Genomic DNA, 26,203 nt, shown 5'->3' on the forward strand with positions numbered 1-26,203 from the left:
AATCAACATGAAAAAGCAACGAATTACATTTTTTTTTCTTTTAATGGTTAATTTTTCTTTTTGTGGTAACAGTAAAGATAATCCGATATATCCAGCTTCTTATGATACTTTGATTTCTGTAACTTCAGTTGGCACAGAAGATGTAGGTTTTATCTCTAATGGTATTCAATTAGAATGGAGAGATCGTGTTGAAAATTTAATTGGAAATTCAAATTCAACTCATCATTTAAATAATCTAGTTGACATACCAGCTCCTGGTTATACCATACCAGTGTTAATAAACAATTATCAAGGAATAAAATATTGGGAAGTTTGGGGTACATCTACTGCGGCTTCTCATATTAGTGGTACAATTAGATTAATGTTAAGTGAAAACTCAAGTTTAAATTCTAAAGAAGTTGAGAGTATTTTAAAACTAACCTCTTCAAATTTAGATTCAATCCTAGAAAACAATAACTACATAAACAAAATGGGGGCAGGTAGATTAGATGCGTATAAAGCAGTTAAAATGGTGTATAAAATGACACAGCCAAATGATTTTATAGAAATAAAAAATCCACCTTACGCTATAAAAATTAACAATGAAAAATTTAGAGAAAGTATAAAAGTAGATTTTACTGCTAGGAATTATATAGAATTAGAAAATACAGTTTTAGAGCCTAATTCAAATGGATCAACAATTCTTTCTATAGACCCAACAATTCCTTTACCTTCTTCTGCACGGATATCACAAAATAGGAATTCAAAAAAAGCAACTGTTAGTACTTCTTTTTTTGACGGGAAAATATTTCAACTAGAGTATTTTTTAAAGAATGGAGTACAAGAAAATTTAGATTTAGTAAACCCTAATGATCCAAGTGGAAGTACATCTAGAAGTGTTCCTTTTATAGAATTCACGTTCAATATGGAAAGTGATAAATTGGAAGTTGATATCAGTGGTTACTGTAACGTAACTTCAGCTAAATATGTTGCTAACGAAACAGATTTTGAAGTTGTTGAAATAGGAGCAACAACTTTGTCAGATTGTGGAGAAGATGAAGAAACAGACTATTTTAAACCTATAACAGGTAATTTTTATATGCAACAACCTGCAGAAAAAGTAAATTATCAAATAACTGAAAATCAAAAAGGCTTATGGCTTTGGGTAGATGAAACTCACCAATTATTCTTTTCAGAAAAAGTGTTAAGTGTTGAGGAAAATGAATTGGAAAAAGTAGTGAATATATATCCTAATCCGTCTAAAGGAATTGTAAATATTGATGTAGAATCAACTTCAATAGAGATTTTAGAAGTTTCAATTTTTGACATTCAAGGTAGAGAAATTATAAAAAAAATAAATAATTTAAAAGCCATTGATATTTCTAAAGTATCTTCAGGTGTTTATTTTTAAAAGTGAAAAGTTCTAATAATACGTCAATAATTAAAAAAATTCTAAAAGAATAGTGTTATTTTCTTTTCCCTTCATCAGTAAAAATTTCAGAAATTGATTTCTCAGTTTTGAGAATACAAACGACTAGGGTAAGCATTACCAACACCATGGGCTGCCAGCTGATATTTGTTTGCGCAATCGAAGCAAAAAGAAGTCCAGCTAAAAAAGAAATTCCGGCATAAATGACTAGGTTTTTATTGAAGGTAGTGTTTGCAAAGTTCCATATATCAAGGTTTTGCATGGTTCTATAGGTTCGGTAACCATAGAGTTTGTTGATGTTCTTTGGAGGGAATTTCCAAAAGAGAATACTTATTAAAAACAATAATCCATTGGTAGTTAAAACATAGGTAAAGGCATTCATTATCTTATCTTTTTTTGGGTCTTATCAATCCTTCTTGTGCAAATGATGCAATCAGTTTTCCATCTCGGGTAAATAAATTTCCTTTTGACAAGCCTCTGGCTCCAAAAGAATTTGGTGATTCTGAAGAGAACAGCATCCAGTCATCAAAATCAAAGTCTCTAAAAAACCACATCGAATGGTCCAAGCTGGCAGTTTGTAAATTTCCAAAATTCGCTTTGCTCGCATTTGGATTGATAGCAGCGTTTAACACATTGTAATCAGAAATATAGGTAAGAATTTGTTGTTTTGTTTGAAGATCCAGTCCTGATGCATCCCCTTTTAATTTGAACCAAATCGTATCTTCTGCAGGCAAATCTTTCGGGTCTAGAGGATTTGGAATTAGCGTGGGTTTAAACTCAATGGGTCTCTCAATATTCAAAAAAGCTTTCATGTCTTTTGGAATAAAATCTCCAAATTGGTCCACTATTTCACTCCAACCAATTAATTCTTCGGGTTGTTTGATGTTGGTCTCTATTGCTTTCTGGTGCTCATAACCTTCTTCAGATTTATGAAAAGAGGCTGCCAAAATAAAAATAGTCACCTCATTTTGCATGGCTTTTACACGTCTCGTTGAAAAACTCCCACCATCACGCACAATTTCTACCTTAAAAACAATTGGAATGTCCAGTTTTCCAGCTTCAAGAAAATAGGAATGCAAGGAGTGTAAAATACGATCTGTTGGAACCGTCCTATTGGCAGCATTTAAGGATTGTGCCAACACCTGTCCTCCAAAAACATTGGGGCTTCCGATGGTTTTACTAATCCCTTTATAGGTATTTGCATCAATTTGTTCTAAGTTTAATAATGCAATTAAATCGGTTACATTTTTCATTTGCAATTATTTTTTAAAAGGAAATTTTTGATGAAAAGGCGTAGGCTCAATTCGTTGTAAAAATAACTTTATAATTCTATTTTTGATTGATTTTTTATGACGAATGTATATTGTCAAGTCCTGTGGGACAGCGCCAACAGAACTTTTAATTTCGCTAGCAGTTCTTCCAAAATTTAAATATTTTAATTTTTTGTGAATAGCAATTTCTACATAGTCATATAACATTCTTTGATAGATGGCGTATTCTCTGTTTAAGGCATAATCAATCCCTACAAAATGAGCATCCAACGAATTTTGGTTGATACTTCCAGACATAAATCCAACCATTTTTCCATCTAAAAAATACGCTTTGAGAAGATAGTTTTTTTCTAGTTTTTCTATAAGTTTTTTATAGGTGTCTAGATTGAAATTGCCTAAATTAAAATCAGCTTTTGAAGCTACTTTTTTATAAAGCGCAGTCATTTCAGGCAATAAGCGATCGATGTTTTTTAGAGTTACATTTTCTCTTTCTAACGAAGCACTCAATTGAATGGCTTTTCTGGCTTTGACCCTAAATTTGGTTTTTAAAGCGGCCAAATAATCATCGAAATGATGCCATCCTTTTTGGAGTTCCAAAAGCATGTTTGGTGCTACTAAAAAGGGGCTGTAATTGTAATCTTTTAAAGCATCTGTAATCCATAAAGATTCCTTTTTAAAATCTTTCAATAAGAAAAAAGTTACTTCTTTTTTTAAGTTAGGATGACTATTGGTATAATGTAAAATTGCTTTTGTAATTTCCTTAAGGATTGTTTTTTTGTTTTGATTCTCTTTAATGTAAACGCCATGTTCCCCACTCACAAAGGTATTGCCGCAGATTAGTATTTTTATGGGTCTTTTCTTTGGAAAGAGGTGCAGTTGTCTACCAATGTTTTTAATTTTTCGAATAAAAAACTCCAAATCATTATTGATATCGTTTATATAAAAGTCGAAAATTTGTAGGGCTGCAAAAGCAATTGCTTGTTCGTTTACATCAACCAAAACAACATAGGAAAACTGCATTTCAGGATGGTTTTCCTCAATTGAAAGTAAATACTCTTTGCGAAAGTAAAGATTCTTTTCACACTGCAGCGCATGCCAATATCTTTCAGGGATTTCTGAAACAGAGGAAAAGTATTGGGCATTATTTGTGTTGGCGCAAGGAATCAAATCAATGTTTTCATGGGTTACACTATTCGAATTTTTTTGTAAAGTTCCGTTTTATTGGTTTAAAAAGATACATTTATTCAAAGAAATTTAAGGGTATTTGATTTTTGACAAACTTTATTTAGTTGCATATGCAACTAAATAAAGTTTTTAGCTATCTTTGTTTGGTGAACAAAGAAGACATTCATATAGATTTTGAAAATTCGATTGGTCCTTGGATAGGAAAAACGGTCAAATTGATGGACTATATTATTCTTGAGTCATTGAAGTCCAATAATTTAGATTTGACTAAAGAACAAATGATCGTTTTGAAAAACCTACATGAAACAGATGGTTTGAATCAAAACGACCTTGCTTTTTTGACACTCAGGAACAAATCTTCACTGACGAGGCTGCTTGCTAAAATGGAAAGTAAAAATTATATTTTAAGAAAACAGAGCCCAACAGACAAGCGGGTCAACAATGTGTTTTTGACAGACTTAGGAAAAGAAACGTTTAATAAAACAAAGCCTGTTATTAAAGAAATGATAACGACCATGGAGTTGGGGATCTCTAAAGAAGAAAAGGATCAGATGATTAAAACGCTCAAAAAAGTACAAACAAATTTTAATTCTAATAGTGAATTCATTTAAATAATTATGAGAAAAATAATTCTAGCAATTTTAGGAGTTGGACTCATTGCAGGAGCAATGTATGTAGGCAACATTCTTGTGGAGAAAAATCAGAAGGCAAAGCCGATTTTCAAACAAAAAATCAAAACTGTTTTTGTTGAGGTCGTTGAAAACAAAGACATTCCTGTTATTTTAACAGCAAGTGGAAACTTGATTGCCAAAAATAAAATTGCCTTGTTCTCTGAAGTCCAAGGAGTTTTAAAATCTTCACATAAGGCCTTTAAAGCGGGGACTCGCTTTGCAAAAGGAGAAACTCTTTTGAATATCAATAGTGACGAATTTTATGCAAGTTTGCAATCACAGAAAAGTAATTTACAGAATTTAGTGATCGCAATTTTACCTGATCTGAGATTGGATTTTCCAAACGATTTTCAAAAGTGGGAACGTTTTCTAGAGGGGTTTGATATGAATTCTGCAACGCCAGCCCTTCCTGATTTTTCATCGGATAAAGAAAAATATTTTGTTTCTGGAAGAGGGATTATAACAGCCTATTATACGGTTAAGAATTTAGAAGTTCGCTATGCAAAACATGAAATAAGAGCTCCTTTTTCTGGAGTAATTACAGAAGCATTAGTGCATCCAGGAACCTTGGTAAGACTTGGACAGCAGTTAGGAGAGTTCATAGACACCAGTGTGTATGAAATGGAAGTTTCTATCAGTACAGAATATGCACGTTTTGTGAAAGTGGGCAATCCAGTTGTGCTCTCTAATTTTGAGAAATCAACACAGTATCGTGGTAAAGTAGTTCGTATCAATGGCAAAGTAGATCAAGAATCACAAACTATAAAAGTATTTATTGAGGTTCAGCATGCAGACTTAAAAGAAGGAATGTTCTTGGAGGCTAGTTTGGTCGCAAAAACAATACCTCAAGCCTTTGAAATTTCAAGAAAATTATTGGTAGAGAATCAAGCAGTATATCTTGTAAAAAATGACAGTATTTTAACTTTGACAAGCGTACAACCCATGTATTTTGGTGCAGAAAAAGTTGTGATTAAAGGACTTTCAAATCAAGCAAAATTACTTACGCAAGCAGTACCTTGGTGCTTTTGACGGAATGGTCGTAAAAATCAATACCAAAAAGTAAACCATGAGAAAAATCATTACGTATTTTATCAAATATCCAGTAGCGGTAAACGTTATCATCATTGCATTTCTTGTTTTTGGTGTTATTGGTGCTCTGAATTTAAAATCTTCTTTTTTTCCGCTGACTGACTCGCAGTTAATTCGAATTAGTTTGGTCTATCCAGGAGCTTCACCTGCCGAAATGGAAGAGGGAGTTGTTTTAAAGATTGAAGATAATTTAAAAGGAATTGTAGGGGTAGAAAGAGTTACTTCTGTTTCTAGAGAAAATTCTGCAAATGTAAATATAGAGGTTGAAAAAGGAAAGAATATCGACGTTGTTTTGTCTGACGTAAAGAATGCGGTAGATAGAGTACCCTCTTTTCCTTCTGGAATGGAACCCCCAGTAATTGCAAAGGTAGAAAACATTCGACCGACCATTAGTTTTACATTAAGTGGCGATAATGTTTCTTTAAAATCGTTAAAAGATTATGCCCGGAATGTAGAAAATGACATCCGAGGAATTGAAGGAATTTCTCAAGTAGCTCTTTCGGGGTTCCCAGAAGAAGAAATCGAAATTGCGCTTAGAGAGAAGGATTTACGTGCCTTTAAATTGTCTTTTACAGAAGTTGCAACTGCAATTCAAAATGCCAATTTATTAATTACTGGAGGAAACATTAAAACTGCTGAGGAAGATTATCTTATCAGAGCAAGTAACCGATCGTATTATGGAGTAGAACTTCAGAATTTAATTGTGAGAACTGAGTCTAACGGGACCATTATTCGTCTAAAAGATATAGCAACATTGCGAGACACCTTAGTCTGAAAATCCAGATCGATTATATTTTAACGGCAACTTAGCAATTGATATCACAGTCAGTAATACCAATAATGAAGACCTTATTTCTTCAGCAGATAAAATAAACGAGTACATTGAAAAGTACAATCAGCAACAGCAAAACGTTCAATTAAGTGTAACTAGCGATCGGAGTACAACCTTAAAAGACCGAACCTGGCTTTTGACTAAAAATGCCATTTCTGGGATTCTTTTGGTTCTATTTTTCTTAGCATTATTCTTAAATTTAAGATTGGCAATTTGGGTTGCTTTTGGGTTGCCCGTTGCCTTTTTAGGGATGTTTGTTTTTGCAGCACAATTTGGAGTAACAATCAATGTGTTATCCCTGTTTGGAATGATCATCGTAATCGGAATTTTAGTAGATGATGGAATTGTAATTGGTGAAAACATTTATCATCATTATTATGACTTGGGCAAATCAAAAATTAAAGCAGCAATAGATGGAACAATGGAGGTAATTCCACCAATTGTTTCAGCAATTCTAACGACCATTATCGCTTTTTCGACGTTCTTTTTTGTAGACGGTAACATTGGGAGTTTTTTCAGTGAGGTCTCTACAATTGTATTGTTAACTCTGAGCGTTTCTTTAATTGAAGCGCTCATTATTTTACCCGCACATATTGCTCATTCCAAAGCGTTGGATCGAAAAAAATTAGAAAAAGGAGATGCATTTAACACAAATAAGGTAGATGTTTTCTTTAAAAAAATAAACAAAAAAGCAGATACTGTATTGGGCAAATTTAGAGATCAGTACTATGTGCCTTTTTTGAAATTTTCATTACAGCATAAGTTTTTTGTTTTCTGCATTTTTGTTGCTACACTTTTAATCAGCTTTTCGTCATTGACAGCAGGAATTATAAAAAGTTCCTTTTTCCCAAGAATTGCCAGTGACCGAGTACAAGTTACCTTAAACATGCCTCAAGGAACCAATGAGAAAATCACCGATTCGGTAATTTCTTTTATTGAAGAGAAAGTATGGCTGGTCAATAAGGAATACACCCAAAAGCAGACAGGAAACCTACAAGTTGTTCAAAACACCCTGAAAAGGGTTGGTCCCGGAAGTGCCAATGCGACTTTGACCATCAATTTACTCCTGGAGAATCTCGTGATTTTTCTTCACCTGAAATTACGAATGCCATTGAGGAACTTGTTGGGAAGGTATATGGTGTAGAAAATTTGGTTTTTGGTTCTGGAGGTAATTTTGGAGGAAGCCCTGTTGCAGTTTCTTTGTTGGGAAATAATATTTCCGAATTAAAAGCTGTGAAAAAAGAATTAAAACAAGTCTTAGAAAACAACCCTGTTTTAAAGGATGTGGCAGACAATGATCCTGCAGGGATCAAAGAGGTACGCATTCAACTAAAAGACAATGCCTATTTGCTTGGGCTCAATTTGCAATCGGTCATGGCACAGGTACGAAATGGATTTTTTGGTTTTCAAGCCCAACGTTTTCAGAGGGGTCAAGACGAAATCAAAGTTTGGGTTCGCTATGATAAAAAAGACCGATCTTCTATTAAAAACTTAGATGATATGCGCCTGATCACTCCATCTGGAAATCGAATTCCTTTTTCAGAAATAGCGACCTATACTATAGAACGTGGAGATATTGCAATCAACCATTTGGAAGGGAAACGAGAAATTCAAATCACGGCAGATTTAAAAGATTTAAGCGCTAGTGAAACGGAAATCTTAGAGGATATTAAAACCACTATTCTGCCAGAAATCTTGTCAAAATATCCCACGGTTTCTCCTTTGTATGAAGGGCAAAATCGAGAGGCAAAAAAAACAACAGATTCTTTAGGAAAAGTAGGGTGGGTTATTTTAGGGCTCATTTATATTGTTATTGCCTTTACGTTTCGTTCCTACTCCCAACCCATATTGCTTATCGTAATGATTCCTTTTAGCATGATTGGAGTAATTTGGGGGCATTATTTACACAATTTTGCCATTGGAATTTTATCCTTTTTAGGAATTATTGCTCTTGTTGGAATTATGGTCAACGATGGGTTGGTTTTAATCGGAAAGTTTAACAGCTACCTCAAAGACGGCATGAAATTCGATGTGGCATTGATCAAAGCTGGGCAATCTCGTTTTAGAGCTATTTTCTTAACCTCATTGACTACGATTGCGGGTCTTGCTCCGTTAATATTCGAAAAAAGTAGGCAGGCACAATTTTTAATTCCAATGGCAATTTCTATTGCCTATGGGATTTTGATAGCTACAATTTTAACCCTAGTAATGTTACCCTTGTTACTTTCGGTTTCAAACACAATAAAAGTTTGGGTAAAATGGTTACGCACCAATCAAAAAATAACTAGAGAAGAAGTAGAAAGAGCCATTATCGAATCTAAATTTGATGAAGATGAAATTTAATAAACACTATATTTTAGTACTGATTTGTATTACCGTTTTAGAGGGTTTTTCACAAGAAATTTTGACCAAAGAAGACGCTCTTGTAATTACCTTAGAAAATAATTTTGGGATTCAAATTGCCAAAAATAATTTAGAAATTGCCAAAAATAATTCGAGCATTTACAATACTCGGTATTTGCCTTCAGTAGCCCTTTCCTCTGGAGCCAATTTCAGAAGAGACAATCAGACCATTACTCGTCAAGACGGAAGTGCGACGAGTATTGATGCTGCGATTACAAAATCATACAATAGTTCTGTAAATCTAAATTACACGCTCTTTGATGGTTTGGGAAGAAAATACAATTATCAGCAGTTAAAAGAAACATACAATCTAAGTGCTTTGCAGGCAAGAGAAACCATTGAAAACACGTATTTTCAATTGTTTACAGCCTATTTTCAAATTGCTAGATTTTCTGAAAACAAAAACAATTTGGAAGAGGCTTTGCAAATTTCTAAAACACGTTTACAAAGAGCTACCTATCAATATGAATATGGACAATCAACACAATTGGCGTTATTAAACGCCAAAGTAGATGTCAATAATGATAGTATAGCCTTGATGAGTGCAGTGCAGTTACTAAGTTCAGCCAAACGGGGATTGAATTTTGTTTTAGGAGTCGAAAAAGAGTTGGATTATGAAGTAGAAACTCAGGTCCATTTTAATAGCTTGTTGAATTTTGAAGATTTGCATCAGAAGGCACTTCTACAAAACACCACTTTAAAACAAAATGAAAAGAACATCGCAATCAGTGATTTTAATATTAAAATAAACAAGGCAAACTACTTACCATCTTTAGGGCTGAATACTTCCTATGGCTGGAACATGAGTGAAAATCCAGCCACTTCTTTTTTAGCGGGTTCAACCTCTAATGGATTGAATGCGGGTTTAAATTTATCGTGGAATTTGTTTGATGGAGGCCTGAACAAGACCAGAGTTTCCAATGCCAAAATTGCTCGAGAGAATCAGCAAATTGCACTCGAACAACAAAAACTCAATATCAAAAATACCTTGAAAAATACTTGGGATAATTATCAAAATCAATTGTTTATCTTACAAGCACAAGAAGCCAATGTACTCACTACAAAAAATAATTTTGAAAGAACTCAGGCTCAGTATCAATTAGGGCAAGTTACTTCCATTGAATTTCGACAAGCACAAATCAATTTTATCAATTCAAAAACCGCCTTTAACAACGCGAAGTTTGACGCCAAATTGATTGAAATTCAGCTGTTACAATTGAGTGGAGACATTTTAAATGTTCAATTTTAACAATGAAATTATCAGAAACCTTTTGGAACACCAAATATAAAGATCAGAAAACAGGATGGGATTTAGGCGTAATTTCACCGCCTTTAAAGGCCTATTTTGATCAAATTGAAAACAAAGAACTCAAAATTTTAATTACAGGTGGTGGCAATTCCTATGAGGCAGAATATTTGTTTTCGAAAGGCTTTGAAAATGTTTTTGTGCTTGATATATCAAAAATTGCTTTAGAAAACATCAAAAAACGAGTGCCCAATTTTCCAACAACGCAGTTACTTCATGCCAATTTTTTTGAGATTGAAGATTCTTTTGATTTGGTGATAGAACAAACCTTTTTTTGTGCAATAGATCCAAGTTTAAGGCTACAGTATGCTCAGAAAATGGAGTCAATCTTAACACCAAAAGGCAAAATTGTTGGATTACTTTTTGAGGCAGTATTGAACGAAGATCATCCTCCTTTTGGTGGGACAAAGGAAGAATATTTGACGTATTTTCAGCCCTATTTTCAGATTGTGAAGATGGATCCTTGTTATAATTCTTATCCCAATAGACAGGGAATGGAGCTATTTGTTCAGCTGATTAAAAAATAACAAGGAATCCTTAATTTTTATTTAAAGGCGTTCAAGCCTGTAATGTCAAATCCAGTGATTAGTAGATGAATATCGTGAGTTCCTTCATAGGTTATTACGCTTTCTAAATTCATCATATGACGCATGATAGAATATTCGCCAGTAATTCCCATACCACCAAGCATTTGTCGAGCTTCTCTGGCAATATGAATGGCCATGTCTACATTGTTTCGTTTGGCCATAGAAATTTGGGCAGAGGTTGCCTTGCCCTCGTTTTTTAAGGTTCCTAAACGCCAAGCCAATAATTGTGCTTTGGTAATTTCAGTGATCATTTCTGCTAATTTTTTTTGTTGCAATTGAAACTGACCAATAGGTTTTCCAAATTGCTCTCGTTCTTTTACATAGCGCAAAGCGGTATCATAGCAGTCCATTGCTGCTCCAATAGCACCTAAGGCAATTCCATATCTAGCAGAGTCTAAACAGCCTAATGGCGCACCCAATCCCGATTTGTTTGGCAATAAATTTTCTTTAGGAACCTTTACATTGTCAAAAATAAGCTCGCCAGTGGCAGAAGCTCTTAAAGACCATTTGTTATGAGTTTCAGGCGTCGAAAATCCTTCCATTCCACGTTCTACAATTAGTCCATGAATTCGTCCTTCTTCGTTTTTTGCCCATACCACAGCAACTTGAGCAAAAGGTGCATTGGAAATCCACATTTTTGCACCATTTAAAAGATAGTGATCTCCCATATCTTTATAATTTGTTGTCATTCCTGAAGGATTCGAACCGTGATTTGGTTCTGTCAACCCAAAACAGCCCATCCATTCTCCGGTTGCTAATTTTGGTAAATATTTTGTGCGCTGTGCTTCATTTCCATAGGCGTAAATTGGATACATCACTAAAGAAGATTGCACAGAGGCAGTAGATCTAACTCCAGAATCTCCGCGTTCAATTTCTTGCATGATCAATCCGTATGAAATTTGATCCAATCCTGCCCCACCATATTCTTCAGGAATATAAGGGCCAAAAGCACCAATTTCTGCCAATCCAGCAATGATTTGCGTTGGAAATTCTGCTTTTTGGGCATATTCTTCGATAATGGGAGAAACATCTCGTTTTACCCAATCACGTGCAGCTTCTCGAATCAACCTGTGTTCTTCCGTTAATAAATCATCAATATTATAATAATCGGGTGCTTGAAATAGATCTGGTTTCATCGGTTTTACAACGATTTAGTAAATTTTAACAAAAATATTAAATATTGTTTGATATTTAACAATTCTATTGGGAAATAATTTATTGAAATGAAGTTAAAAATACGCAACTTTTTTAAAGTTAAGGGTTGGAAATGGACAAAAAGTTATAGTTTTCTTTTAAGTTTGTAGTGATGAAGCACACCTTAGGTAAATTGGAGCGGTTAAAAAGTAAAAAGCTTATAGAGAAATTGTATCAGGATGGGAATTCGGTAAAATTGTTCCCGTTGCGAATGATGTATCTACAAACAGCACATACTTCTGATTTTCCTGCACAAGTAGGTGTTTCTGTAGCGAAAAGAAATTTTAAATTGGCTGTAGATCGAAACCGAATTAAGCGATTAATGCGCGAGGCCTATCGGTTGCAAAAAGAAATTGTTTATGATCAACTAGAAGATCCCTATGTTTTTATGATTTCGTATCTTGGAAAGGAAGAAGTTCCATACCAAGAAGTATATTTGAAGATGAAAATACTACTGACATTATTTGTCAAGGAAACTAAAAGTAAAAAAAATGAAACACTTTAAATTGAACAGATCTACAACTGTTGTACTAATCGTTGTCAGTATTTTTTTGACCTATTCTTTTCAATCAAAATTTTTTGAAGTCGCCAAACAAATAGAAATTTACACCACCTTATTCAAGGAACTGAATTTGTATTATATTGATGAAATCAATCCAGCTGAATTTACCAATAAGGCCATTAAAAACACTTTAAAAGAGTTAGACCCCTATACTAATTTTTACAATGAGCAAGATGTCGAAGACGCAAAAATTCGAAGAGCGGGATCGTATGGAGGAATTGGCGTTGAAGTATATTATACTAAAAAAGGAATTCAACTTACTGAAATTTACAAAGGATTTTCGGCAGATAAAGCTGATTTAAAAGCAGGAGACATTCTGCTTTCTGTTGATGGGCAGTCTTTGAAGGATAGGGCTCCAGAGGAGCTTTCGATGTATTTAGAAGGTGTTCCAAACAGTAGGTTTAGGGTTGAAATTGAGCGACAAGGAAAGCTTCTGACTAAAGAATTGACCAGAGATCGAATTGTTGTAAATCCTGTTCCTTTTGCCGAAATGATTGACGGAGAAACAGGATATATTACCCTCACACAATTTACAGATCAAGCCTCGAAGGAAGTTAAAAAGGCGTACAGAAAATTAAAGAAACTAGGAATGAAAAACCTGGTTTTTGATTTAAGATCAAACCCTGGAGGATCTCTCTTAGAGGCGATTCATATCTCTAATTTTTTTCTTTCCAAGGGGAAGAAAATTGTGACAACCAAGGGCAAAGTAAAAAAATGGAGCAACACTTACCTTACCCAAAACGAGCCTTTAGATCTTGAAATGCCATTAGTGGTATTGGTTAATGAAACATCAGCATCTGCTTCAGAAATTGTGAGTGGTTCGCTGCAAGATTATGACCGAGCGGTGATTATGGGACAGCGAACTTTTGGAAAAGGATTGGTACAGCGATACCGCACTTTAAGTTATGGGACTCAATTAAAAGTGACCATTTCAAAATATTATACACCAAGTGGACGGTGCATTCAGGAGTTAGATTATGCAAACAGGTCGAAAGACGGCAGGGTACCTGCCTTTTCTGAAAGTGGGATTCACGAGTTTAAAACAGCAGCTGGGAGAACCGTGTATGACGGGGGAGGGATTTTGCCCGATGTCAGGATTCAAACTTCCGAAGTTACAGCAGCGACAAAAAAATTAGTCAACTCAAGAGTTATTTTTAATTTTGCAACAGCCTATTATTACCAACATCAAAAGCTAGAAACCTCAGGAAAATTTGATTTTTCAGATTCAGATTTTCAACAGTTTATAGAATATCTAAAAAAAGATACTATTTTTGAAACAAAACAAGAAGCACTTTTTACGAAGGCATACCATACAATTCCGAAAGATAAAAACCAACGGATTGACAAAGAATATCAACACATCAAAAAAATATTGATGGAGGACAAGATTAACGAAATTTTAAAAAATAGAGACCTGATTAAAACGCTTCTAGTCGAAGAGATTTTGACGAGGTATTTTTACAAAGAAGGGGTATATCGCTACAAATTAAAAGAGGATATGGTTGTTTTGAAGGCCGTTGAACTGCTGCATAATCCTCAGCAATATCGTGCGATTTTATCAGTGGAATAACCAAATGGGGAATGTGTATCTTCGTATAAATATTTCGGAATGTTAGAAACTAGAAAAATAGATAGAACAAGAGCTCAAGAATCGACCAATGCGATAGAAAAATTATACATTTCTATGCGTCATTTATTGAGTAGAGGTTTTTATAAACCTATGGGTATTTCTGGAGAAACCTTACGAAAGTCCCTGCTGCTTTTAAGGCCAGAAATCTATGGTGCTATAGCTGAAGAGCGATTAGAACTAAATGGATTGCTCTATGTGATAGAACGATTGCCAGAAGGGATCGAAGAATGTCAGTTCATCAATTTAACGGCAGATGAGGGTTATAAAAACTCCAATTTTAAAACGATTGTTCCACCCAAGAGAAGGCGAAATTGTTATCGAATTGACAAAGATCAAATGAATATCGAAATTACCCGTGGGCGATCTGAAATTTATGATATTCTAACTCACCTTACTTTTTTATTTATTGAATCTCACAAGATCAATCAGCGAGTAAATATTCTAGATGGAAAAGATTTTACGCGGGAATGGAAAAATTTAGAGGCGGTTGTTGTAGATCAAAAAGAAATATCAAAAGAAGAACGAGAAGTCACTTTAGCTCATTTGTGTAACATCTTGGGAAGAACCTATAGTGAGGTTTCTGATATGGACAAAACCTTTGCCACGGATGCGAACCCACATCGTTTTTTTCAACTTATTTATTGGTTGGGAAAACTGGCAATTAACGAAGCGATTGATGGCAACAAACGTTCTGTCACCTTTAGTTCTGTTTTGGTAGAAGAAATTGGGCATCACATTTATGGGGATATTTGGGCTGCAAATATCAAAAAAACACTCTTAGAAAACAATTTAATTCACAGACCAATCCACATCATTAGTGCCAATATGCACAGTGTCTTGAATTCCATATATGCAGAAAAAGCCCTTCCAAAAGAAGCGAAAAAGGCAAAAGGGTTTGAACTTTTTGAATTGATGAGTGACGCTAATAGTAGCCATTTGCAGAACACCGTGAAAGATTTTGCTGCCAAAAATGGATTGATTTACCTTAAAGATACTTCGGGTACAAATATAAATGTACAAATTATTGATACCCGTGAAATAAATCAAGACGTTACTACGTTTGAAAAGAAAATTGCTCAGGAGGAAAGTCCCGTAATTATTGTGATGGATTATGCTTTTGGAGAACAGGCTTATGAAACGATGGATGAATTATTGAAACCGTACAAGTCTAGCCAAGGAGAAATTCACTTAAATGTAGCGTCGATTTCAATCATGGGAAAAGCAGGTATTTTAGAAGGAGGGAAAGGAGATATTATGATTCCTTCGTCGCATATTTTTGAAGGGACAGCCGATAACTATCCATTTAAAAACGAGTTAAAAAAAGAGGATTTAGAAGGATTTGGAGTACAGGTTTTTGATGGAGCAATGATTTCTGTTTTAGGAACTTCACTACAGAATAAAGATTTATTGAATTATTTTCACGATTCTACTGGAACGTTATTGGTTTAGAAATGGAAGGGGCGCATTATCAAAAAGCGATTCAATCTGCTTCTAGAATTAGAGGAAATATCTCAGAAAATGTAAAAGTAAGATACGCCTATTATGCCTCGGACAATCCTTTGGAAACAGGAGCGACATTGGCCTCTGGAGGTCTTGGAATGACTGGGGTAACACCTACTTATGCAATTACAAAAAGAATAATAGAACAAATTTTCAACAATTAATACGGTAAACTAAAAAAACAATGGCAACCAACCAACCCAATACCGACGAAGAAGTAGACTTAGGCTCTTTATTTGTCATCATAGGAAAAGGATTTTCAAAGATATTCAACTTTATAGGGAGTATATTTAAAGGAATTTTTCATTTTATCATTTCCCTATTACTTTTTTTAAAAGAGCATCGGCTTAAAATTTCAATAGCAACAATCATCGGTTTTATTCTTGGCGCTTTTATTGAAATTAAAAGCCCTACAACCTATAGCTCAGAACTGCTCCTTCAGACCAATTTTAAAAGCTCCACTCAATTATATGCGGACATTCAGTATTACAATGATTTGGTCAAGCAAAAGGATACAGCAAGAATTCAAAAAACCTTTGGGCTAGATCAAGACGAAGCGGTTTCTCTCAAAGAGTTTGTCATCGAACCCCTAAGAAATGAAAATGATATTATTTCAGGGTATAATGACCTTATTTTAGCGGTAGACACCCTAACCATAAGAAGTTATGATTTTCAAAAGTTTAAGACCTCTTTTACTGATTTAGACTATAATCTGCACAAAGTAACGGTTGTTTCAGAAAAGAATGATGTTTTTGAAGGCTTGGATCAAGTAATTATTTCTTCTGTTGTTGAGAATGCATATTTTAGGAACTTAAAGATTTTGACCAATGAAAACCTAAACCGTACAGATTCTATTTATAGACAAAATTTAGCGCAAGTAGATTCTTTACGAAGTGTATACATGCAGGTGATGCTGGCCGAAGCAAAAAAAGAATCCAATGGCACCAATATTGATCTAGGAGGTTCCAAAAGCACGACTAAAGAAATTGAACTTTTTGAATCCAGTAAAGAAATAAATGAAGAACTCGGGAAGACACTCAATGAGAAGTCTGAAAAATATGAGGTGATAAATGTCATTTCAAACTTTCAACCAATCGGAAATAAAATCGAAGGAATTCGTGAAAACAAAGCTTTTCAATTTGCTTTTCTAGGGGCATTATTGATGATTGGAGTTTTGGTCTTTCATAAATTAAATCGTTATTTAGAGAATTACAAGAAGTAATACTTGAAGGGGATTAAGAACATGGATTCTATTTCTGAATAAGACAGCTATTTATTACGAGTCTTTTGTAACACATGTCAGAGAGGTAGAAACATTTTGTTGAAAGAGAATTATAAATATTTCAGACTTGATAAAAAACAATATTTTAAAAGTAATAACTTACATATTAGACAAAATAATTCCTAAGAAAAAAAGGATTGTTTTTTCTAGTTTCCCTGACCTTTCTGACAATGCTTTTGCCCTTTTCAGTTTTATGGTCTCTGACAAAAGGCTAATAGAATATTCATTTATTTGGTTATTGCAAAAAGAAACTAAAAAGTATCCCGAACTTCAAAATAGGGCTAACATCCTTTTTGTAAAAAAAAATTCTGTAAGAGGGTTTTATCTTTATTTGTCTTCTATTGTAGTTTTCTATACTCATGGATTGTATAAGAATATCGTTTCTTTTAACAATAAAAAAAGGATTAACTTATGGCATGGGATGCCATTTAAAAAAGTAGGAATTCTAGAAGATAATTTTATGGGCGCCATTCCATCACAAGATAAATTAATTGTTACTTCCCAAAAATGTGCTCAAATTTATGCAAAGCCATTTAATATTTTAGAGAAAAATATTTTACCGTTAGGTCAGTCCAGAAATGATTTTTTAAAAAAGGAGACCTTTTTTTTTAAAAATAAGGGGATTGATTTATCTCAATATAAAAAAATTATATCTTGGCTTCCTACTTATAAAAAATCAAATTTTGATAGTAGAATAGATGGTGTTTTTGATGAAAATAAAATAGGTTTTCTAAAAAGAGCTGAATTAAAAATCTTAAATTCATATTTATTAGATAAAAAGATACTTCTTATTTTAAAACTTCATCCAATGGATGCGTTAAACAAAGAGGTTTTTGATTCTTTAAAAAATATTTTAATTATTAGAAATAAGGATTTGGAAGATTGTCAAGAACAGTTATATCCAATCCTTGGTTTATCAGATGCACTGATTACCGATTTTTCTTCAGTATTTATTGATTATTTACTTTTAGATAAACCAATAGCTTTTGATTTGGCTGACTTTGAAAGTTATAATAAGAGCAGAGGGTTTTTATTTGATGATCCCAAAAAATTATTAATTGGGAATCACCTATACAATTATAATGATTTGATCGTTTTTCTAAATAATATTTATGAAGAAATAGATGAGTATAGAGAAGAAAGAATTCTTGTAAAAAACATGTTTCATAAAAACTGTGATTTTGACAGCTCTAGAAGAATTACAGATTGGATGCTAAATGAATTAATTTAAAAAAAATGAAAAAAAATTCAGTGTTACTGTTATCAGGAGGAATTGGTGCTCGTATGCAAAAATCAATACCAAAACAACATTTATTACTTTTTGGTAGACCGATTATTATTCACTCACTAGAGCGTATTGATAAGTTGGTTGATATTGATAAAATTGTAATTACATGCAATAAAAATCATATTGATGATTTAAAAGAAATGACAAAAGTGTATGGTTTTAAAAACGAAATAATCATCATTGAAGGAGGTAAATCGAGGCAAGAATCTGTTCAAAAAGGCTTGATGGAAATTAATACTCCTTCTGTTTTAATTCATGAAGCTGCAAGACCTTTTGTCAGGTTAAAAGAGTTTGAAAAGCTTATAGATTCAAAAGAACAAAATATCACATATGGAGTTGATATTCCATATACAGTATTAATGAGAAAAGGAGATTTTATTACTGAAAACTTAAACAGATCAAGTTTAATTAATATTCAATTACCACAAAAATTTAATACCCAGAAACTAAAAAGAGCACATTTGGAAGCCATTCAGAACAAAAAGACATTTACAGAAGATACAAGTCTTCTTTTGGATTTTTTTGGGAAAAAAATTAAAATTTTTAAAGGAACAGAATTTAATATTAAAATTACAAACCCTATTGATTATAAAATTGCAGAAATTATTTATAAAGATTATATATTAAATGAAGAATAAGAAGGTTTATTTAGTCACAGGAGCAAGTAAAGGGATTGGTAGAGAAACTGCAATTAAATTAAGTAACCAAGATCCTACTGGTATTTTTGTCTTAATAGCAAGAGATTTGTCAAAATTAAATAAGACCAAAAGCTTGATGAACTCAACTTCAGAAGTTCTTACTAAGTCGCTAGATTTAGCGAATAGTAATGAAATAGTCGATTTTATTCAATCGATTGGAATAAATTACGGTAGCATAGATTTTTTAGTGAATATTGCAGGGTATGTAAACCCGAAATCGTTACAAGAAACATCAGATGAAAATTTTGAATTAACCTACAGGATAAATGTCTTTTCAGTATTTACTTTGACCAGAGAAGTTGTTAGGTTTATGAAAACAAATGGGGGTAAAATTTTAAATGTTGCTTCTACAGCAGGGTTATCTTCAAGACCTGGATGGGCTGCTTATGCTTCGTCTAAAGCTGCTGTGATTAGTTTTACTAAAACAATGTCAGATGAGTTGGAAGAGTATGGCATTAAAACATATGTTGTCTCCATGGTAGATGTGCTACTGATTTAAGAAAATTGTTAGCTCCAGAAGAAGATGCAAGCACAATTATGCAGCCAGAAGAAGTTGCGGAAACAATTGCGACCCTTTTGAGTGACAAAGGAGATAATTTAGATGGTCAAAATATAATTATAAGAAAACAAATAAGATAAGATTATTTCAGACATTTTAGGTTTTAGGATAAATATAATTACCCAAATGCTATTATAAGAATCTTTATAGAAAGCTTTCAGAAAGAAATATCATGAAGAAAAATGGGCATAATTAAGAACAATGATTACAAAATAATTGCAAAAAACCTCTCCTATTTAACTGTTTTAAAGGTTTTAAATATTGGAATTAAAATTGTTTTAGCCGGGTATTTAATTAGAATCTTAGGAGAACTGAATTATGGTATCATTACTTGGGTAGATTCTGTAGTTCAGTATTTTATAATGATCATTAATTTCGGATTCAATATTTATGCTGCAAAATATATTGTAGAACACAAAAATCAAGACACAAAAATTAACGAAATAATTTCTTCAATCTTCTATATCAAAGGGATTCTGTTTATTTCTTCAATTTTTTGTATTTTGTTCTTAGGTCAGTTCAATGAATTTTCTTCGTATAAGAACCTTCTTTTACTATTTATGTTTTGTGGTATTGGGGAAGTTTTATTTCCTATTTGGTTTTTTCAAGGGGTAGAAAATTTAAAACCAGCTACAATTATAGTTTTCTTTTCAAGACTTTTTCTATTGATTAGTACGATTCTATTTGTAAAAGCAACAACACATGTTGAGGTTTATGTTTTTTTACTTGTAATCTCGTCTATTTTAATGGGGCTACTTGGCTTTTGGTATGTTTTTAAGTATTATAACATAAAACTGATAAAGGTTTCTTTTGAGTCAATTAAAAATTATTTCAAAGAATCTTTACCCTTTTTTTTAGGAAGATTTTTGTCATTAGTGTTTAATTTTGGGACTATATTTTTTATTGGTAAGTTTTGTGAGTTCGAGCAAGTTGCTGGATTTGATATTAGTTTAAAAATTATAATGCTAGCTGTGATTCCTTTTGAAATGTTACAACAGGCTGTTTTTCCGACAATATCTAGAACTAAGGATAAAAAATTACTGAGAAAATTAATTTTAATGGCGGTTATTTTAGGTACGATACTGGGGGCTATAATTTTTTTGATATCAGAAAAATTACTTTATTTATTAGGGGGTGAAACAATCATTCTTTTTTCTTCCACTTTAAAATTATTATCCCTACTAAGTCCTTTTGTAGCATTAACATTTATTCTAGGAACCTGTTCTTTGGTAGCCTTTGGTTATTACAGAGAGTATAATTTCTCATTAATTTTTACATCAATTATTTATATTTTAATATTATTTTCACTTTATTATTTACATCAAATTACTTTTTTGAATTTAATATATTTAAGAGTTTTTGGTGATGTTTTAATGGTGGTAATTAGACTTTACTTCTCGGTTAAAAAAAGAATACTAATTTAAATCCTAACAAGTGATTATATCAATTGTCTTATTGATCTTTTTATTGATAGAATTATATTTACTTGGTAAAGTCTTAAAATACTTTTTACTAAGCCCAGTATACATATATCTTATTTTTAGCATATTATGCATCATACTTTCCATATTATATTTTTATTTTTTTGAGAATAAATTTTCTCTTTTTAATGTTGATGATGTTTCTAATAGAGTTTTTATAAAGACCATTAATATGTATATCATTGCACTAATTTCTTTTATATTTAGTGTTATTGTTTATTATGATCAATCAACAAAAAAAACAAAAAAATTATTCAATAAGTCTTTATCAGATAAACTTTTTTTTAAGTACAGTGTATCCAATATTATTGTTTATTCAGCGGGGATTATTTTAATAATAATTATTTTTCTTTTTTTTATTACTTATGGAAAAGGGATCTTTATTAGAGAAGATTATATCCCCGATCGAAATAAGGCATTAACAACAATAATAAAAATCCTAAGTTTTATAGAATCTTTAATTTTAGGTTTTATTTACAAAAAAAATAAAATAGTAAGTGTTTTATTGTTTATTCTTTTTATTTTAATTTCAATTGGGACAGGTTCTAGAACAGTATTCCTTTTTTTTATTCTTTACACATTTCTAATTTTTATTTCTAATGGGAATACATTATTAAATAAGATTCGTTTTTCAATTCAAATTTTATTTTCATTGTTTTTATTAGCTTATATAATGAAATTGAGACAACTACCCGAACATGGAATTATTCCTTATTTAAAAAGTATTGGTTCGTCGTCACAGGATATTTATCGTAGTTTCTTTTTTAATATTTATTATTCATTTATTTATGGTGTTTTTGTTACAATTAAAACAGTTGAAAAATCTCAAATAGATTGGAGTATTATTTTAATCAATATTAATCCACTACCGGGTTCTTTAGCTGGCTGGTATGACCATGCAGATAATATGAGAATCAATATATACGCACCTTATTCTCTTCACGGTAGAGTTTATAAAACTGGCCTATTTTTTACAGTTTTGTATTTTTTTCTAACCGGCCTAATTTTTTCATATTTTGAAAAAAAAATTAGAAATTTATTAAGCAATAACAAGAGAATTTATTCATTTATTATTATCATTATTTTAATACTTCATATAGTTTATGCTTTTGAATATAACATGAGATCTGCTGTTCGATATTTTTATTATGCTTTTAGTATAATTTTTATAGTTTATGTTTTCAATCAAATAAAAAAAGATTTACCTAAAATAAATGGACATCAAGAATAATTTACATTACATATCATTGTTAATATTTAGTTTATTTGCCTTGTTGCCAAATAATCTAAAGGGTTTACCAGTAATAGTGTTATTTGTGTCAAGTTTTATCATTTATTTGAAAGGTACAAGTATGAAATATCCTATTAAAAAGGTTTCTCAGATGTCCATATTGTATCTTATACTTTTGATTTCGTTATTATATACAAGAAATTTTGAAAGTATTGATAAATATCTGACAACTAGATTAAGTTTATTAATTGTCCCAATTTCTATGGGTCTCTTATATTCGACAAATGAGATATTGAGTCATAAATTTCTTTTAAACTATACTAAGATTCTATTATTTGTGACAACTTTTTATTCATTATGGATTTTATTTTTCTTTTTTCAGTTAGGGGTGTTTTCTAATAATATGAGTAAATATGATGCAATAGCCTATATTACAAATGAAATGTGGTTAATAAGTCAGCATCCAATTTATGCTTCTATGTTTATAGCAATAACTCTCCTTTTAATAGTTTACTTTTGGTTAACTCTAAAAAAAAGAATCTTCATTTTTTATACTTTACCGTTTGTTATAATTAATTTTGCAACACTATTTATTTTAGAACGTAAGGGAGTCTTATTGAGCTTGTTATTTGGGCTATTTTTTTTATTACTGAGTTTTGTCAAAAGAAATAAACAAAGAAGTTTTTTACTCAGTTTTGGCGTTATATTTTTTTTATCAAGTTTCTTCTTAATGATGTCATCAAATAGGTTCAAAGAGTTATATAGCTTTCAAAATTTTAATGAAAAATTAGAATTTAACTCAACAAGTTTAAGATTTGGAATTTATAATTGTGCCATTCGTAAAATAAGAGAAGCTCCAATATTTGGATATGGTTTAGGAGACGTTCAGGTTGAATTAGATAAATGTTATCATCAAAACGCACCCATATTAACTGAAATCACTTATAACAGTCACAATCAATATTTAAGTTACTTTTTAAGTAGTGGTATTTTTGGTTTTTTACTGTTATTTTTTGTGATGCTCAAATCGATCATAGATTCCATCCGTAATAAAAATGTTCTGTTATTATCCATATCTGTTTTCTTTGCAGTGAGTATGTTGTTTGAAAATATTTTAGAAAGGCAATCGGGAGTTATAGTATTCTCTTTTTACATGTGTTTGTTTAGCTTTTACAACTTTTCAAAGCCTAAAAAATTTGAAGTTATATCAGAATGAGAAAAATACTACTTATCGGTCCATTTCCAAAACCTATTTCAGGAGTTTCTTTAGCAAATAAAATTGTCAAAGAAATTCTTGACAAAAACCTGTTTTTTAAAGTATCCATTGTAAATACCTCATTTCCTTCTTTCAAAGAAAATATTGGTAAATTTTCGTTTCAGAAATTGGTTTTCTTTTTAAAAGTAAACCTACAGTTATACAGAATATTTCAACATCAAATAATCTATATCACCCCAGGGCAAACGTTTCTTGGAGTTTTGAAATATGGAAGCTTTATCATTTTAGGGGCGTTTTTGAAAAAAGAAATGATTGTACACGTTCATGGGAATTATCTAGGGACTCAATACAATTTATTGTCAGGAATCAAAAAAAAAGTGTTTCATTTTTTGATTTCTCAATTTACAAAAGGAATCGTTTTGTCTGATTCTTTAAAACCGAATCTTCAACCTTTCTTAACGTCTGAAAAAATATTTTCGCTTCCCAATTTTGCACAGCCCTATTTGATTTCTGAAAACCAAAATGTAGAGACCAGCGAATTAAAGATCATTTATTTAAGCAACTTAATGAAGGAAAAAGGGATTTTTACCCTTTTAAATGCTTTGCAAATACTTGAAGTTAAAAAAATAAAATATTCTGCTAAAATTGCAGGAAATATTGACGACAGCTCTTTAAAACAAATTCAATCCAAAATAAAAAAATTAAAGCATACAAGTTATATTGGAATTGTAGATGGTCAAGAGAAAAAAGAATTATTAGATTGGGGAAACATTTTTGTTTTACCCACCTATTACAAAATGGAGGGACAACCTATTTCTATTTTAGAAGCTATGGCGACTAAAAATGTAATTATTACGACTCAACATGCTGGAATTCCCGATCTTATAGAAGAAAATAATAACGGTTTTTTTATCGATCCAAAGGGAAAAGGAAAACTTGAAGATATTTTGATTTTTTTAGCCAAGCATCAAGAAGAAATTTTACGGATTGCAGAATTTAATAGAACACATTTTTTGCGTAATTTTACGTTACGTCAGTTTGAGGAAAATCTTTTACAAATACTCGATAAATAATGTACCAACAACTCAATACATTTCAACTCCCCTCAAATTTCAGAGGTAAAAACCCTTTTATCGTTCAGCTTTGGTGGATTGTTCAAGGCACATTTTTTAGAATGTCACCCCAGTTTATGTATGGATTCAGACGTTTTCTACTAAGGATTTTTGGTGCTAAGATTGGAAAAAAGGTAATTATTCGTCCCACTGTCAGAACCACTTATCCTTGGAAAGTATCTATTGGTGATTTTTCCTGGATTGGAGATGATGTAGTATTGTATTCTTTAGGAGAAATTGAGATTGGAAAGCATGTGGTAATTTCACAAAAATCATATTTATGTACAGGCTCACACGATTTCGAAAAAATTGATTTCCCCATATTTCATAAAAAAATTCAGATAGAAGACGAATGTTGGTTAGCAACTGATGTGTACCTAGCTCCAGGTGTTACAATAGGGAAAGGAACGGTTATAGGGGCCAGAAGTAGTGTGTTTAAAAACCTGCCAAGTAATTCAATATGCATGGGTTCTCCTGCCAAAATCATAAGAGAAAGAATTCGTGAATAATAAAAAGAAAATTTTAATCGTTTCTCCATTTTTTTATCCTGAACCCATTTCTACAGGTAAATTTAATACAGACCTTGTTCGGTCTTTGTCTGAAAAGGGGCACGAAGTTACCGTGTTGTGCTTTCATCCCTTTTATCCAAGTTGGAAATCAATAAAAAGCAATGAGCAAATTGAAGGGGTGACAATCATAAGGGGTGGAAATACGCTAATCTACCCCAAAAAAACAATCTTTAGAAGGATGGTTTTAGAGGTTGGATTTGCTTTTTTTGTACTTAAAAAACTTAGAAAAGTCCAAAAAAATAAAGATATTATCATGCCTGTATTCCCTCCTAGTTTAGCGTTTTATCTTCTTTTACCTTTTCTAAACAGAGAGGTTAGAAAAGTAGGAATGATTCATGATTTACAAGAAATATACTCTTCCAACAAGAAAGGATTATTAAATAAAGGGGTAAAGTATTTTATTCATAAAATTGAAAAAAAATGTTTTAACTTCTGTGATAAATTAATTTTTCTCTCTAACGAAATGAAAGAAGCAGCAGTTGAGCTCTATCAATTAGATCCAATTAAATCTGCAGTACAGTACCCTTTTATAACGCTGAAAAATACGATAACGAATCAGTTAACGACCGTTTTGAAACCAGAGAACACAAATGTTGTGTATTCGGGAGCTTTGGGAGAAAAACAAAACCCTACAGGATTGTATAATTTTTTCAATTATGCGTCTGAAATAATTGAGAATGGAGTCTTTCATTTTTTTTCACAGGGGGAGGTTTTCAATCAACTGAAAGAGGAAAATAAGAATCCAAAAATTCTCTTTCATGATTTAGTTCCAAAGGAAAATTTAGAAGAATTGTATCAAAAGAGTGATGTACAAATCTTGCCTCAACTTTCAAATACTTCACGGGGATCATTGCCTTCCAAATTGCCAAATATTTTAGCTTCTGGATGTAAAATATTGGTAATTACAGACAAGAATAGTGAGATCGAAAATCTTTTTTTAAGTAAGAATTTACATACAGCTATTAATTCGTGGGATAATGAAATAATTTTAGAAGCCCTACAGCAACTTCTTATTTCAAATTCCAAAGACCATAATCAAATAAAAGTTGCCTCAGAAATATTTACAATTGATCGTTTGATACAAGAAATTTTAATCTAAACGACCTATCTTTGGTCTAGAAATCTATAA

General features: G+C 32.0%; 22 protein-coding genes and 2 pseudogenes. 20 read left to right on the forward strand and 4 right to left on the reverse strand.

Annotation, left to right across the window (positions count from 1 at the left end; translation table 11 throughout):
- Positions 1–7: 7 nt before the first annotated feature.
- Positions 8–1,390, forward strand: coding sequence for a T9SS type A sorting domain-containing protein (locus tag RRF69_RS05880; RefSeq protein WP_316941086.1), 1,383 nt, complete (start codon positions 8–10; stop codon positions 1,388–1,390).
- A 55-nt stretch (positions 1,391–1,445) separates the two neighbouring features.
- Here the strand turns inward: RRF69_RS05880 and RRF69_RS05885 are convergent, their stop codons facing one another.
- The 3 genes from RRF69_RS05885 to RRF69_RS05895 are packed head-to-tail and all read right to left on the reverse strand — an operon-like array spanning position 1,446 to position 3,846.
- Positions 1,446–1,790 carry an SdpI family protein gene (locus RRF69_RS05885; protein ID WP_316941087.1) on the reverse strand — a complete coding sequence of 115 codons (345 nt, stop codon included), beginning with the start codon at positions 1,788–1,790 and terminating at the stop codon, positions 1,446–1,448.
- Between the two features lie 4 nt (positions 1,791–1,794).
- Positions 1,795–2,661, reverse strand: a complete 867-nt coding sequence (locus tag RRF69_RS05890; protein ID WP_316941088.1) for an acyl-CoA thioesterase II — start codon at positions 2,659–2,661, stop codon at positions 1,795–1,797.
- Between the two features lie 6 nt (positions 2,662–2,667).
- Complete coding sequence (locus RRF69_RS05895; protein WP_316941089.1) at positions 2,668–3,846, reverse strand: GNAT family N-acetyltransferase; 1,179 nt, start codon at positions 3,844–3,846, stop codon at positions 2,668–2,670.
- Between the two features lie 128 nt (positions 3,847–3,974).
- On the opposite strand from RRF69_RS05895, the gene RRF69_RS05900 reads away from it, so the two are divergent.
- The 5 genes and pseudogenes from RRF69_RS05900 (at position 3,975) to RRF69_RS05920 (ending at position 10,692) form a co-directional block, all read left to right on the forward strand.
- On the forward strand, positions 3,975–4,475 hold the full coding sequence (locus RRF69_RS05900) for a MarR family transcriptional regulator (protein WP_316941090.1): 501 nt from the start codon (positions 3,975–3,977) through the stop codon (positions 4,473–4,475).
- A gap of 6 nt (positions 4,476–4,481) precedes the next feature.
- Complete coding sequence (locus tag RRF69_RS05905; RefSeq protein ID WP_316941091.1) at positions 4,482–5,564, forward strand: efflux RND transporter periplasmic adaptor subunit; 1,083 nt, start codon at positions 4,482–4,484, stop codon at positions 5,562–5,564.
- Between the two features lie 37 nt (positions 5,565–5,601).
- Positions 5,602–8,799 (forward strand): annotated as a pseudogene (locus RRF69_RS05910) (efflux RND transporter permease subunit).
- The gene (locus tag RRF69_RS05915) at positions 8,789–10,108 is read left to right on the forward strand and encodes a TolC family protein (RefSeq protein ID WP_316941092.1); all 1,320 of its coding nucleotides are present in this window, start codon (positions 8,789–8,791) and stop codon (positions 10,106–10,108) included. The pseudogene RRF69_RS05910 and the gene RRF69_RS05915 overlap by 11 nt, the downstream one beginning before the upstream one ends.
- A 2-nt stretch (positions 10,109–10,110) precedes the next feature.
- Positions 10,111–10,692 carry a methyltransferase domain-containing protein gene (locus tag RRF69_RS05920; RefSeq protein WP_316938928.1) on the forward strand — a complete coding sequence of 194 codons (582 nt, stop codon included), beginning with the start codon at positions 10,111–10,113 and terminating at the stop codon, positions 10,690–10,692.
- 17 nt (positions 10,693–10,709) lie between these two features.
- Here the strand turns inward: RRF69_RS05920 and RRF69_RS05925 are convergent, their stop codons facing one another.
- A complete protein-coding gene (locus RRF69_RS05925; RefSeq protein WP_316938929.1) occupies positions 10,710–11,888 on the reverse strand; it encodes an acyl-CoA dehydrogenase family protein in 1,179 nt (392 codons plus the stop codon).
- Positions 11,889–12,058: 170 nt separating this feature from the next.
- On the opposite strand from RRF69_RS05925, the gene rnpA reads away from it, so the two are divergent.
- The 14 genes and pseudogenes from rnpA (at position 12,059) to RRF69_RS05995 (ending at position 26,173) form a co-directional block, all read left to right on the forward strand.
- A complete protein-coding gene (gene rnpA / locus RRF69_RS05930) occupies positions 12,059–12,451 on the forward strand; it encodes a ribonuclease P protein component (protein WP_316938930.1) in 393 nt (130 codons plus the stop codon).
- Positions 12,438–14,078, forward strand: a complete 1,641-nt coding sequence (locus tag RRF69_RS05935; RefSeq protein WP_316938931.1) for a S41 family peptidase — start codon at positions 12,438–12,440, stop codon at positions 14,076–14,078. Before rnpA ends, RRF69_RS05935 begins: the two co-directional genes overlap by 14 nt.
- A gap of 39 nt (positions 14,079–14,117) precedes the next feature.
- Positions 14,118–15,802: pseudogene (locus RRF69_RS05940) on the forward strand (DUF6909 family protein).
- Positions 15,803–15,822: 20 nt separating this feature from the next.
- Entirely contained in the window at positions 15,823–16,860 is a 1,038-nt protein-coding gene (locus RRF69_RS05945) for a hypothetical protein (protein ID WP_316938932.1), read from the forward strand.
- Between the two features lie 127 nt (positions 16,861–16,987).
- Positions 16,988–18,151 carry a CDP-glycerol glycerophosphotransferase family protein gene (locus tag RRF69_RS05950; RefSeq protein ID WP_316938933.1) on the forward strand — a complete coding sequence of 388 codons (1,164 nt, stop codon included), beginning with the start codon at positions 16,988–16,990 and terminating at the stop codon, positions 18,149–18,151.
- 5 nt (positions 18,152–18,156) lie between these two features.
- Positions 18,157–18,846 (forward strand): IspD/TarI family cytidylyltransferase, encoded by a 690-nt coding sequence (locus tag RRF69_RS05955; protein WP_316938934.1) that lies wholly within the window; start codon positions 18,157–18,159, stop codon positions 18,844–18,846.
- Positions 18,836–19,405 carry an SDR family oxidoreductase gene (locus tag RRF69_RS05960; protein ID WP_316938935.1) on the forward strand — a complete coding sequence of 190 codons (570 nt, stop codon included), beginning with the start codon at positions 18,836–18,838 and terminating at the stop codon, positions 19,403–19,405. Before RRF69_RS05955 ends, RRF69_RS05960 begins: the two co-directional genes overlap by 11 nt.
- Before the next feature lie 5 nt (positions 19,406–19,410).
- Complete coding sequence (locus tag RRF69_RS05965) at positions 19,411–19,545, forward strand: hypothetical protein (protein ID WP_316938936.1); 135 nt, start codon at positions 19,411–19,413, stop codon at positions 19,543–19,545.
- A 102-nt stretch (positions 19,546–19,647) separates the two neighbouring features.
- Positions 19,648–20,889: an oligosaccharide flippase family protein gene (locus RRF69_RS05970; protein WP_316938937.1), complete on the forward strand. Its 1,242-nt coding sequence runs from the start codon at positions 19,648–19,650 to the stop codon at positions 20,887–20,889.
- A gap of 229 nt (positions 20,890–21,118) precedes the next feature.
- Complete coding sequence (locus tag RRF69_RS05975; RefSeq protein ID WP_316938938.1) at positions 21,119–22,177, forward strand: O-antigen polymerase; 1,059 nt, start codon at positions 21,119–21,121, stop codon at positions 22,175–22,177.
- 121 nt (positions 22,178–22,298) lie between these two features.
- Positions 22,299–23,393: an O-antigen ligase family protein gene (locus RRF69_RS05980; RefSeq protein ID WP_316938939.1), complete on the forward strand. Its 1,095-nt coding sequence runs from the start codon at positions 22,299–22,301 to the stop codon at positions 23,391–23,393.
- Positions 23,390–24,466 carry a glycosyltransferase family 4 protein gene (locus tag RRF69_RS05985; protein ID WP_316938940.1) on the forward strand — a complete coding sequence of 359 codons (1,077 nt, stop codon included), beginning with the start codon at positions 23,390–23,392 and terminating at the stop codon, positions 24,464–24,466. The genes RRF69_RS05980 and RRF69_RS05985 overlap by 4 nt, the downstream gene beginning before the upstream one ends.
- Positions 24,466–25,014 (forward strand): putative colanic acid biosynthesis acetyltransferase, encoded by a 549-nt coding sequence (locus RRF69_RS05990; RefSeq protein ID WP_316938941.1) that lies wholly within the window; start codon positions 24,466–24,468, stop codon positions 25,012–25,014. Before RRF69_RS05985 ends, RRF69_RS05990 begins: the two co-directional genes overlap by 1 nt.
- Positions 25,007–26,173, forward strand: a complete 1,167-nt coding sequence (locus tag RRF69_RS05995) for a glycosyltransferase family 4 protein (protein ID WP_316938942.1) — start codon at positions 25,007–25,009, stop codon at positions 26,171–26,173. Before RRF69_RS05990 ends, RRF69_RS05995 begins: the two co-directional genes overlap by 8 nt.
- The last annotated feature ends 30 nt before the right edge of the window (positions 26,174–26,203 follow it).

Source organism: Polaribacter sp. HL-MS24, from assembly GCF_032758595.1.
Lineage (GTDB): Bacteria > Bacteroidota > Bacteroidia > Flavobacteriales > Flavobacteriaceae > Polaribacter.

Bases quoted from the DNA above. Each gene is read 5' to 3' on its own strand.
- RRF69_RS05880 (WP_316941086.1), top strand. From the start codon at position 8: ATGAAAAAGCAACGAATTACATTTTTTTTTCTTTTAATGGTTAATTTT.
- RRF69_RS05885 (WP_316941087.1), bottom strand. From the start codon at position 1,790: ATGAATGCCTTTACCTATGTTTTAACTACCAATGGATTATTGTTTTTA.
- RRF69_RS05890 (WP_316941088.1), bottom strand. From the start codon at position 2,661: ATGAAAAATGTAACCGATTTAATTGCATTATTAAACTTAGAACAAATT.
- RRF69_RS05900 (WP_316941090.1), top strand. From the start codon at position 3,975: ATGCAACTAAATAAAGTTTTTAGCTATCTTTGTTTGGTGAACAAAGAA.
- RRF69_RS05905 (WP_316941091.1), top strand. From the start codon at position 4,482: ATGAGAAAAATAATTCTAGCAATTTTAGGAGTTGGACTCATTGCAGGA.
- RRF69_RS05915 (WP_316941092.1), top strand. From the start codon at position 8,789: ATGAAATTTAATAAACACTATATTTTAGTACTGATTTGTATTACCGTT.
- RRF69_RS05920 (WP_316938928.1), top strand. From the start codon at position 10,111: ATGAAATTATCAGAAACCTTTTGGAACACCAAATATAAAGATCAGAAA.
- RRF69_RS05925 (WP_316938929.1), bottom strand. From the start codon at position 11,888: ATGAAACCAGATCTATTTCAAGCACCCGATTATTATAATATTGATGAT.
- rnpA (WP_316938930.1), top strand. From the start codon at position 12,059: ATGAAGCACACCTTAGGTAAATTGGAGCGGTTAAAAAGTAAAAAGCTT.
- RRF69_RS05935 (WP_316938931.1), top strand. From the start codon at position 12,438: ATGAAACACTTTAAATTGAACAGATCTACAACTGTTGTACTAATCGTT.
- RRF69_RS05945 (WP_316938932.1), top strand. From the start codon at position 15,823: ATGGCAACCAACCAACCCAATACCGACGAAGAAGTAGACTTAGGCTCT.
- RRF69_RS05955 (WP_316938934.1), top strand. From the start codon at position 18,157: ATGAAAAAAAATTCAGTGTTACTGTTATCAGGAGGAATTGGTGCTCGT.
- RRF69_RS05960 (WP_316938935.1), top strand. From the start codon at position 18,836: ATGAAGAATAAGAAGGTTTATTTAGTCACAGGAGCAAGTAAAGGGATT.
- RRF69_RS05970 (WP_316938937.1), top strand. From the start codon at position 19,648: ATGGGCATAATTAAGAACAATGATTACAAAATAATTGCAAAAAACCTC.
- RRF69_RS05975 (WP_316938938.1), top strand. From the start codon at position 21,119: ATGTATATCATTGCACTAATTTCTTTTATATTTAGTGTTATTGTTTAT.
- RRF69_RS05980 (WP_316938939.1), top strand. From the start codon at position 22,299: ATGAAATATCCTATTAAAAAGGTTTCTCAGATGTCCATATTGTATCTT.
- RRF69_RS05985 (WP_316938940.1), top strand. From the start codon at position 23,390: ATGAGAAAAATACTACTTATCGGTCCATTTCCAAAACCTATTTCAGGA.
- RRF69_RS05990 (WP_316938941.1), top strand. From the start codon at position 24,466: ATGTACCAACAACTCAATACATTTCAACTCCCCTCAAATTTCAGAGGT.